The 10468-nt window shown below is 70.6% G+C and carries 7 protein-coding genes; 4 read left to right on the top strand and 3 right to left on the bottom strand.

Annotated features, from left to right (window positions below; genetic code table 11):
- Positions 1-144 precede the first annotated feature (144 nt).
- Positions 145-4044 carry a DNA-directed RNA polymerase subunit beta' gene (locus ACI79A_RS19340; RefSeq protein ID WP_457085384.1) on the top strand — a complete coding sequence of 1300 codons (3900 nt, stop codon included), beginning with the start codon at positions 145-147 and terminating at the stop codon, positions 4042-4044.
- Between the two features lie 210 nt (positions 4045-4254).
- Here ACI79A_RS19340 and ACI79A_RS19335 read toward each other — a convergent pair whose 3' ends face one another.
- The 3 genes from ACI79A_RS19335 to ACI79A_RS19325 all read right to left on the bottom strand — a co-directional run bounded on the left by ACI79A_RS19335 (position 4255) and on the right by ACI79A_RS19325 (position 6687).
- Positions 4255-5298, bottom strand: a complete 1044-nt coding sequence (locus tag ACI79A_RS19335) for an LLM class F420-dependent oxidoreductase (RefSeq protein ID WP_457085383.1) — start codon at positions 5296-5298, stop codon at positions 4255-4257.
- 104 nt (positions 5299-5402) lie between these two features.
- Positions 5403-5618, bottom strand: coding sequence for a hypothetical protein (locus ACI79A_RS19330; protein ID WP_457085382.1), 216 nt, complete (start codon positions 5616-5618; stop codon positions 5403-5405).
- Positions 5619-5706: 88 nt separating this feature from the next.
- Positions 5707-6687: a hypothetical protein gene (locus ACI79A_RS19325; RefSeq protein WP_457085381.1), complete on the bottom strand. Its 981-nt coding sequence runs from the start codon at positions 6685-6687 to the stop codon at positions 5707-5709.
- 712 nt (positions 6688-7399) lie between these two features.
- On the opposite strand from ACI79A_RS19325, the gene rpsL reads away from it, so the two are divergent.
- The 3 genes from rpsL to fusA all read left to right on the top strand — a co-directional run bounded on the left by rpsL (position 7400) and on the right by fusA (position 10433).
- Positions 7400-7774: a 30S ribosomal protein S12 gene (gene rpsL / locus ACI79A_RS19320; RefSeq protein ID WP_153359811.1), complete on the top strand. Its 375-nt coding sequence runs from the start codon at positions 7400-7402 to the stop codon at positions 7772-7774.
- Position 7775: 1 nt separating this feature from the next.
- Positions 7776-8246 carry a 30S ribosomal protein S7 gene (gene rpsG / locus ACI79A_RS19315; protein WP_153359813.1) on the top strand — a complete coding sequence of 157 codons (471 nt, stop codon included), beginning with the start codon at positions 7776-7778 and terminating at the stop codon, positions 8244-8246.
- Between the two features lie 87 nt (positions 8247-8333).
- Entirely contained in the window at positions 8334-10433 is a 2100-nt protein-coding gene (gene fusA, locus ACI79A_RS19310; protein ID WP_457085380.1) for an elongation factor G, read from the top strand.
- Positions 10434-10468: the final 35 nt, after the last annotated feature.

Raw genomic sequence — 10468 nt, 5'->3', positions numbered from 1 at the left:
GTTTATACAACACCCCCGCCGCCCGCCGGCGGGGGGGGGTGTGTTGGGGGGGGGGGGGGGCGGGGGGGGGGGGGGCGGCCCCCCGGCGCCCTCCTTCGACAACACCAGAAAGTGCAGTATCTAGCCCCTGAAAGGGGTCACTCAGTGCTCGACGTCAACTTCTTCGACGAACTGCGCATCGGCCTGGCCAGCGGCGACGACATCCGTCAGTGGTCGCACGGCGAGGTGAAGAAGCCCGAGACCATCAACTACCGCACCCTCCGCCCGGAGAAGGACGGTCTCTTCTGCGAGAAGATCTTCGGTCCCACCCGGGACTGGGAGTGCTACTGCGGGAAGTACAAGCGGGTCCGGTTCAAGGGCATCATCTGCGAGCGCTGCGGCGTCGAGGTCACTCGCGCCAAGGTGCGCCGTGAGCGGATGGGCCACATCGAGCTGGCCGCGCCGGTCACCCACATCTGGTTCTTCAAGGGCGTCCCCTCCCGCCTGGGCTACCTGCTCGACCTGGCGCCCAAGGACCTCGAGAAGATCATCTACTTCGCCGCCTACATGATCACCTCGGTCGACGAGGAGACGCGGCACCGCGACCTCCCGACGATCGAGGCCGAGATCAGCGCGGAGAAGCACAACCTCGAGACCCGCCGCGACGCCGACGTGGAGGCCCGCCAGCAGAAGCTGGAGGCCGACCTCGCCGAGCTCGAGGCCGAGGGCGCCAAGTCCGACGTGCGCCGCAAGGTGCGCGAGGGCGGCGAGCGCGAGATGCGCCAGCTGCGCGACCGCGCCCAGCGGGAGATCGACCGCCTCGACGAGGTGATGGACACCTTCCGCAAGCTCGAGGTCAAGCAGCTCATCGCCGACGAGGGCCTCTACCGCGAGCTGCGCGACCGCTTCGGTGAGTACTTCGAGGGCGGCATGGGTGCCGCGGCCCTGCAGAAGCTCCTCGCCGGCTTCGACCTCGACGCCGAGGCCGTGTCCCTGCGCGAGACCATCCGCAGCGGCAAGGGCCAGCGCAAGCTGCGCGCGCTGAAGCGGCTGAAGGTCGTCGCGGCGTTCCAGCAGACCCAGAACTCGCCCATGGGCATGGTGCTGGACTGCGTCCCGGTCATCCCGCCGGACCTGCGCCCGATGGTGCAGCTCGACGGTGGCCGTTTCGCCACGAGCGACATGAACGACCTGTACCGCCGGGTGATCAACCGGAACAACCGGCTCAAGCGACTGCTCGACCTGGGCGCGCCGGAGATCATCGTCAACAACGAGAAGCGGATGCTCCAGGAGTCCGTGGACGCGCTGTTCGACAACGGCCGGCGCGGCCGTCCGGTCACCGGCCCGGGCAACCGCCCCCTGAAGTCCCTGAGCGACCTGCTCAAGGGCAAGCAGGGCCGGTTCCGCCAGAACCTGCTGGGCAAGCGCGTCGACTACTCCGGCCGTTCGGTCATCGTCGTCGGCCCGCAGCTGAAGCTGCACCAGTGCGGTCTGCCCAAGCAGATGGCGTTGGAGCTCTTCAAGCCCTTCGTGATGAAGCGGCTCGTCGACCTCAACCACGCGCAGAACATCAAGTCCGCCAAGCGGATGGTGGAGCGCGCGCGGCCGGTCGTGTGGGACGTGCTCGAAGAGGTCATCACCGAGCACCCGGTGCTGCTGAACCGTGCACCCACCCTGCACCGTCTGGGCATCCAGGCCTTCGAGCCCCAGCTGGTCGAGGGCAAGGCCATCCAGATCCACCCGCTGGTCTGCACCGCGTTCAACGCGGACTTCGACGGCGACCAGATGGCCGTGCACCTGCCGCTGTCGGCCGAGGCGCAGGCCGAGGCCCGCATCCTCATGCTGTCCAGCAACAACATCCTGAGCCCGGCCGACGGTCGCCCGATCACCGCGCCGACCCAGGACATGGTGCTGGGCCTCTACCACCTGACGAGCCTGTCCGGCTCGACGGAGGTGGCGGAGGGCGAGCTGCCGAAGTCGTACTCGACCACGTCCGAGGCCGTCATGGCCTTCGACATGGGTGCGCTGGGTCTGCAGGAGCGGGTGCTCATCCGCCTCGACGAGGTCTTCGGCGTCGACAACGGCCCGAACGAGCCGTGGGAGGCCCCCGAGGGCTGGGAGCCCGGCCAGCCGGCCGTCGTCTCCACCAGCCTGGGCCGGGTGCTGTTCAACGAGGCCCTGCCGGAGGACTACCGCTTCGTCAACTACCAGGTGCCGAAGAAGGCGCTGGGCGCGATCGTCAACGACCTCGCCGAGCGCTACCCGAAGGTCCAGGTGGCGGCGACGCTGGACGCCCTCAAGTCGGCCGGGTTCCGCTGGGCGACCCGCTCGGGCGTGACGATCGCGATCGACGACGTCGTCACCCCGCCGGTGAAGCAGGAGATCCTGGACCGGCACGAGGACGAGGCGCGGAAGATCGAGCGCCAGTACGAGCGCGGCGTCATCACCGACGGCGAGCGGCGTTCGGAGCTCATCGAGATCTGGACCCGCGCGCGGGCCGAGGTCAGCCAGGCGATGGTGGACAACTTTCCCACCACCAACCCGGTCTGGGTCATGGTCAACTCGGGCGCCCGAGGCAACATGATGCAGATCAGCCAGATCGCCGGCATGCGCGGTCTGGTGGCCAACCCGAAGGGCGAGATCATCCCGCGGCCGATCAAGGCCAACTTCCGGGAGGGTCTGTCCGTGCTGGAGTACTTCATCTCCACGCACGGTGCCCGCAAGGGCCTGGCGGACACCGCGCTCCGGACCGCCGACTCCGGGTACCTCACCCGCCGGCTGGTCGACGTCTCGCAGGACGTCATCATCCGCGAGGAGGACTGCGGCACCGAGCGCGGCGTCATCATGCCGATCGGCACCGTCTCCGACGGCGTCGTCACGCGTGACCCGCACGTGGAGACCAGCGTGTACGCCCGCGCCCTGGCCGCCGACGTGGTGGCTGCCGACGGCACGGTCATCGCGCAGGCCAACTCCGACCTGGGCGACGTGCTGATCCAGACGCTGGTCGATGCCGGCGTCTCGGAGGTCAAGGTCCGCTGCGTGCTGACCTGTGAGTCGCTGCTGGGCACCTGCGCCACCTGCTACGGCCGGTCGCTGGCGTCGGGCAAGCTCGTGGACGTCGGCGAGGCGGTCGGCATCATCGCCGCCCAGTCGATCGGTGAGCCCGGCACCCAGCTGACGATGCGCACCTTCCACACCGGTGGTGTGGCCGGTGCCGACATCACCCACGGTCTGCCGCGTGTGGTGGAGCTCTTCGAGGCCCGCGTCCCCAAGGGCAAGGCCCCGATCGCCGAGCTCGCCGGCACGGTCCGGATCGAGGACGGCGACCAGTTCCGGAAGCTGACCATCACCCCGGACGACGGCTCCGACGAGGTCGTCTACGACAAGCTGTCGCGTCGCTCGCGGCTGCGGGTGGAGGACGGCAGCCACGTCGAGGTCGGCGAGCAGCTCACCGAGGGTGCGGTCGACCCGCACGAGGTGCTGCGGATCATGGGCCCGCGCGAGGTGCAGCTGCACCTGGTCCGCGAGGTCCAGGAGGTCTACCGCAGCCAGGGTGTGTCGATCCACGACAAGCACATCGAGGTGATCATCCGGCAGATGCTGAAGCGGGTGACCATCATCGACTCGGGCGCGACGGAGTTCCTGCCCGGTGCGCTGGTCGAGCGGACGCTGTTCGAGACCGAGAACCGTCGGGTCGTCGCCGAGGGCGGCGAGCCGGCCTCGGCCCGTCCGGTGCTGATGGGGATCACCAAGGCGTCGCTGGCGACGGAGTCGTGGCTGTCCGCGGCCTCCTTCCAGGAGACGACCAAGGTGCTCACCGACGCCGCGATCCAGGGCAAGAGCGACAGCCTGCTCGGGCTCAAGGAGAACGTGATCATCGGGAAGCTGATCCCGGCCGGTACCGGCATCAGCCGCTACCGGAACATCACGGTCGAGCCCACCGAGGAGGCCCGCGCCGCCGTGTACACGATGGCCGGGTACGACGACGGGCAGTACTACAGCCCCGACGTCTTCGGCTCGGGCACCGGCGAGGCCGTCCGGCTGGAGGAGTACGACTGGCGCTGATGCGCTGAGTGAGTGACAGCAGGGCCCCGGGAGCGCACGCTCCCGGGGCCCTGCTGTGTCTCGCCGTCACGTGACGCAACCCCGACCGCACCGGGATGCCTCCCGGGGATCAGGAGAGCTGATCGTCCTTGCTCCTGGATCACTGCGGGTGGTGAGCCAGGAGCACGTGCGCTGAGCCAGGACGGTGCCAGCGCCGGCACCGGCGCCGGATCACCGATCGGTGAGCGCCCGCATCCGCTCGACCGTCCGGAGGCGACCCTCGCGGCTGTCGTCGAGGGGCTGCAGGTTCAGGGTCGTGACACCGGCCGCGGCGAAGGCCGCGATCCGCTCGGCCACGTAGGACTCGGGGCCGATCAACGAGGTCGCGCGGACCAGGTCCTCGGGCACGGCGGCGGCGGCCTCGTCCTTGCGGCCGGCGAGGTAGAGGTCCTGGATGGCCTCCGCCTCGGCCTCGTAGCCGTAGCGCCGGGCCAGGTCGTTGTAGAAGTTCCTGCCCTTGGCGCCCATGCCCCCGACGTAGAGGGCGATGCCCGGTCGGACGGCGTCCAGCAGGTGGTCGACGTCCTCACCGATGGCCACCGGGACGCCGACGACCACGTCCAGGTCGCCCAGCGCAGGGTCCCGCTCGGCCCGGCCGGCGGCGAGGGAGGCGCCCCAGACGTCCGCGGCGCGTTCCGGGTGGAAGAAGATGGGTTCCCACTTCTCCGCGATCTCGGCGGCCAGCTGCACGTTCTTCGGCCCCAGGGCGGCGAGGAGCACCGGCACCCGGTCCCGCACCGGTGTGTTGATGAGCTTCAGCGGTTTGCCGAGGCCGGTGCCCTGCTCGGCCGGCAGGGGCACCGTGTACTTCGGGCCCTCGTGGACCAGTCGCTCGCGGCGCCAGACCTGGCGGCAGATCTCGATGACCGCCCGGGTGCGCTGCAGCGGGGCGTCGTAGGGGAGGCCGTGCCAGCCCTCGATCACCTGCGGGCCGGAGGCGCCGAGCCCGAGCGTGAAGCGGCCGCCGGAGACGAAGTCCAGTCCGGCGGCGGTCATCGCGATGAGCGCCGGCGTGCGGCTGTAGATCGGCAGGATGCCGCTCATCAGCTCGACCCGTTCGGTCACCGCCGCCAGGTAGCCCAGCTGGCTGACCGCGTCGAAGGTGTAGACCTCCGCGACCATGGCCACGTCGAGGCCGGCCGACTCGAGGTCGCGCACCTCCGCGGCCGTCTGCCTGAAGTCACCGGCGTAGCTCGCCTGGATCCCGATGCGCACGCGCGAAGGCTAGCGGCACGTCGGTGCCGGGGCAGTCTTCGCCATCGGCCCGGTCCAGAGGCTCGCCCCAGCTTGCGAGGGGTGGGGAGGACCGGGTCCGTTCATCAGAGCGGGCGGACGGCTCCGACGACGTGCGTGACCACCTGGACGCCGTCGACGTCGTGGGGCACCCGTGCGCCGGCGTCGGCCTCGGTCAGGTCGACCCGGACCACGTAGCCGGCGTCCTGGCGCGCCAGTCCGACGGCGGCGACGCCGGGGTCGGCGGCGAGTCGGGACGCCAGGGCGCGCTTGGCGGCGCTGGCGGCAGAGCGGTCGGACACGAGCCCATGGTAGGAGGACTCCGGCCTCCTCGACGCTCGCCCGCTCGCGCCGAGCCGCTGACCGGGACGGGGGCCGGACCGTCCTGCGTCAGCCCGCGACCCACTCCACGCCGAGCCGGCTCAGCACGGTGGCCAGCGGGTTGGCGAAGGTCACCCCGCCGCCGGCGCTCCCGCCGAACTCCGAGCCGGCGAACAGCAGCCCGAGCGGGGCGCGGTCGGCGCTGCGCCAGATCACCGAACCGCTGTCCCCGCCGGCGCTGAACGCCCCGGTGAGCCCCTCGATCTCGACCTGGTCGTCGAAGGTGAAGACGCGGCCGCCGTCGTACTGGACGCCGACGCCGTCGACCTCCACCGCGGTCACCCGGCCTCGGGTGTGCCCGGTGGTCCGGCCGACCTTCTCCACCAGCTCGTCGGGGTCCACCGCGTCCGGAGCGGCCACCGTGGGCAGCAGGGGCCCGCCGGGAAAGGCCGAGGGGTCGGCCGCCACCTCCGGGTCGAGCAACGCCACAGCGGCATCGACCCGGTTGCCGGGCCGGTCCTCGAACCGGATGGCGCCGGCGAGGACGCCGATCCGGTCGTCGCCGCCCCCGCCGTCGGCAGGGCCGGGCTGCAGCACGGGATCGCCGACGCCCCCGGCGTCGCTGGCGGCCAGCACGTGGTTGTTGGACAGCACGAGTATCCGGTCGGTCCCGGGACGGCGGACGAACCCGCCCAGCGTCCCGGCGCTCACCCGTTCGTGCCCCACCGACAGCCCCGGGCGAAGTGGCCGGACCCGCTGCTGCAGCTCCTCCGGGGTGGGGGAGCGCAGTGCCCGGACGGCGCCGATCGCCCGGACGTCGACCTCGGCGAGGGCTGCCTCGCCCAGCCCGGCCAGCACCACCGCGGCGTCGGCCTGCCCGATGACCCGGACGGCCAGGTGGACCTGGTCCGGGCCCGCCGGTGCCAGCCCCAGGGCCACGCCGCTCCACGCGGCCGCAGACCCGCTGGCCCGGGCGGCGACCGCGGGTGGCCCTTCGGAGAGGCGTCGGGAGAGCCGGTGCTTCAGTTCGCGGGCGGAGTCGGGCAGCACGGGCACCTTCCAGGGGCAGGACGTCACCGGGTCGAGACCGAACGTAAGGGCAGGGTCCGACAGAAGCGCGCCGGACGCCGCCCGTGCGCGTTTCGGGTGGGGCCGGCCCGACGACACGGGCCCGGGGGAGGGGACAGCCGTCCCTCGACGGGGCTACATTGGCGGCCGGTACGGTCCCGGCCGGTCACCGCCGGACCCCCGGGCGGCCTGTTCGTCAGCGCCTGGTGGTGTCGCGGTGGCCGGGCACCCGGAACCCGTTGTCCGTCCGGGGAGTGACCCGGGCCGCCGTCGGCCAGGCACGCCCGACGCGGCTCCGGAGCTCCCCCGGACGGCCGGCTGGTCCGGTGCCCGCACAGGCATCGGGACCCGGCTTTGACCGGGTCCACATGCCCGGGTATCGTGGTCAGCCGTGCCCAGGTTCACCTGGGTCTGCCCCCGTTCGCGGTGCACTCGAGCGCCCACCGGCCCCGCCGGTGAGGTGCCGGGGACCGGACCACCAGCAGGTGGACCGGCCGGTGCCGAGTCGCGAGGGGCGACGAGTCCGGCCCGACCAGCTGGCCGGTTCTCGCGAAGGGCGACACGCCCGAACGCGGGGGCCGGGCGGTAAGACGCGGCCGGGATCGGGCCGGTCGACCGGGCACGCGAGATCACCGCACCACCGTCAGCAGAACTCAGAGCACCACCCAGCGCAGGCAGGAGATCCAGGCCACCCATGCCCACGATCCAGCAGCTGGTCCGCAAGGGCCGCGAGGACAAGGTCGAGAAGACCAAGACCCCGGCGTTGAAGGGCTCCCCTCAGCGCCGCGGCGTGTGCACGCGCGTCTACACGACGACGCCGAAGAAGCCGAACTCGGCGCTGCGCAAGGTCGCTCGCGTCCGCCTCACCAGTGGCATCGAGGTGACCGCCTACATCCCGGGCGTCGGCCACAACCTGCAGGAGCACTCGATGGTGCTCGTGCGCGGCGGCCGGGTGAAGGACCTGCCCGGCGTCCGATACAAGATCATCCGCGGTTCGCTGGACACCCAGGGTGTCCGCAACCGCAAGCAGGCTCGCAGCCGGTACGGCGCGAAGAAGGAGAAGAGCTGACATGCCCCGCAAGGGTCCCGCTCCCCGCCGTCCGCTCGTCGCTGACCCGGTGTACCAGTCGCCGTTGGTCACCCAGCTGGTGAACAAGGTGCTCGTCGACGGCAAGCGCTCGGTCGCCGAGGCGATCGTCTACGGCGCCCTCGAGGGCTGCCGCGCCAAGAACGACACCGACCCGGTGGTCACGCTCAAGCGTGCGCTGGACAACGTCAAGCCGGCCCTCGAGGTCCGCAGCCGCCGCGTCGGTGGTGCGACGTACCAGGTCCCGATCGAGGTGCGCGCCTCCCGCAGCACCACCCTCGGTCTCCGCTGGCTGATCCAGTACAGCCGGGCGCGCCGGGAGAAGACGATGACCGAGCGCCTGATGAACGAGCTGCTGGACGCCAGCAACGGTCTGGGCGCCGCCGTCAAGCGCCGCGAGGACACCCACAAGATGGCCGAGTCGAACAAGGCCTTCGCGCACTACCGCTGGTGACATCGGTCCACCAGCAGCCGCTGCCCGCGGTGAACCCGGGCGACCCCCGGACGCCGTGCACGGACCAGAAGGAAGAGGAGTAAGGGAATGGCCAGCAACGAGGCCCAACTCGCCAAGACCCGCAACATCGGGATCATGGCGCACATCGACGCCGGCAAGACGACGACGACCGAGCGGATCCTCTTCTACACCGGCATCAACTACAAGATCGGTGAGGTCCACGACGGCGCGGCCACGATGGACTGGATGGAGCAGGAGCAGGAGCGCGGCATCACCATCACGTCCGCCGCGACGAAGTGCTCCTGGAACGACCACGACATCAACATCATCGACACCCCCGGGCACGTCGACTTCACCGTCGAGGTGGAGCGGTCGCTGCGGGTGCTCGACGGTGCGGTGGCGGTCTACGACGGCGTCGCCGGCGTGGAGCCGCAGACCGAGCAGGTGTGGCGCCAGGCGGAGAAGTACGGCGTCCCGCGCATGTGCTTCGTCAACAAGCTCGACCGCACGGGTGCGGACTTTTTCCGCTGCGTCGACATGATGGTCGAGCGCCTCGCGGCCAACCCGCTGGTCCTGCAGCTGCCCATCGGGGCCGAGGCCGACTTCATCGGCGTCGTCGACCTGGTCTACATGCGCGCACTCACCTGGCGCGGTGAGACCAAGATGGGTGAGGACTACTCCATCGAGGAGATCCCCGCCGAGCTCGCCGACCAGGCCGCCGAGTACCGCGAGAAGCTCCTCGAGAACATCGCGGACTTCGACGACGCCCTGATGGAGGACTACCTCGGCGGCGAGGAGATCGCCCCCGAGCGCCTCAAGGCCGCCATCCGCAAGGCGACCATCGCCGGTCAGGTCAACCCGGTGCTCACCGGTACCGCCTTCAAGAACAAGGGCGTGCAGCCCCTGCTCGACGCCGTCGTCGACTACCTGCCGAGCCCGCTGGACGTCGAGTCCATCCGCGGCACCGCGCTCGACGGCGAGACCGAGGTCCTGCGGCACGCCGACGAGGACGAGCCCTTCTCCGCGCTGGCGTTCAAGATCCAGACCGACCAGCACCTGGGCAAGCTCACCTACATCCGGGTCTACTCCGGCAAGCTCGACGCGGGCTCCCCGGTGCTGAACAGCACCAAGGACCGCAAGGAGCGGGTCGGCAAGATCTACCAGATGCACGCCAACAAGCGCGAAGAGCGCCAGGGCGTGGGCGCCGGCGAGATCGTGGCCGTCAACGGCATGAAGCAGACGACCACGGGCGACACCCTCTGCGACCCGCAGCACCCGGTGATCCTCGAGTCGATGACCTTCCCGGCCCCGGTCATCTCGGTGGCCATCGAGCCGAAGACCAAGGGCGACCAGGAGAAGCTGGGCACCGCGATCCAGAAGCTGGCCGAGGAGGACCCGACCTTCCAGGTCCGCCTCGACGAGGAGACCGGTCAGACGGTCATCTCGGGCATGGGCGAGCTGCACCTGGAGATCCTGGTCGACCGCATGCGGCGCGAGTTCCGCGTCGAGGCCAACGTCGGCAAGCCGCAGGTGGCCTACCGCGAGACCATCCGCAAGAAGATCGAGAAGGTCGACTACACCCACAAGAAGCAGACCGGTGGGTCCGGCCAGTTCGCCAAGGTGCAGGTGACGATCGAGCCCCTCGAGGTCGCGGCCGACGGTCCGACCTACGAGTTCGTGAACGCCGTCACCGGTGGGCGCATCCCGCGCGAGTACATCCCCTCGGTCGACGCCGGCATGCAGGACGCCATGCAGTACGGCATCCTGGCCGGGTACCCGATGGTCGGCGTGAAGGCGACGCTGATCGACGGGCAGTACCACGAGGTCGACTCGTCGGAGATGGCCTTCAAGATCGCCGGCTCGATGGTCTTCAAGGAGGCCGCACGCAAGGCCAGCCCGGCCCTGCTCGAGCCGATGATGGCCGTCGAGGTCGTCACCCCCGAGGACTACATGGGTGACGTCATCGGTGACCTGAACTCCCGCCGCGGCACCATCCAGGCGATGGAGGAGCGCTCCGGCGCCCGCGTCGTCCGGGCCCTGGTCCCGCTGTCGGAGATGTTCGGCTACGTGGGCGACCTGCGCAGCCGCACCCAGGGACGGGCGAGTTACACCATGGTGTTCGACTCGTACGCCGAGGTCCCGGCCAACGTCGCCAAGGAGATCATCGCCAAGGCGACCGGCGAGTAACCGGTCGGTGGGCAGGGGCGCCACGCCCCTGCCCC

It is taken from the genome of Modestobacter sp. SYSU DS0657, assembly GCF_054050925.1.
The sequence above is the reverse complement of the archived record's forward strand: the minus strand, read 5'-3'. Positions and strand labels throughout refer to the sequence as shown.

Coding starts and splice junctions, on each gene's coding strand:
- rpsL (WP_153359811.1), top strand. CDS start 7,400: ATGCCCACGATCCAGCAGCTGGTCCGCAAGGGCCGCGAGGACAAGGTC.
- rpsG (WP_153359813.1), top strand. CDS start 7,776: ATGCCCCGCAAGGGTCCCGCTCCCCGCCGTCCGCTCGTCGCTGACCCG.
- fusA (WP_457085380.1), top strand. CDS start 8,334: ATGGCCAGCAACGAGGCCCAACTCGCCAAGACCCGCAACATCGGGATC.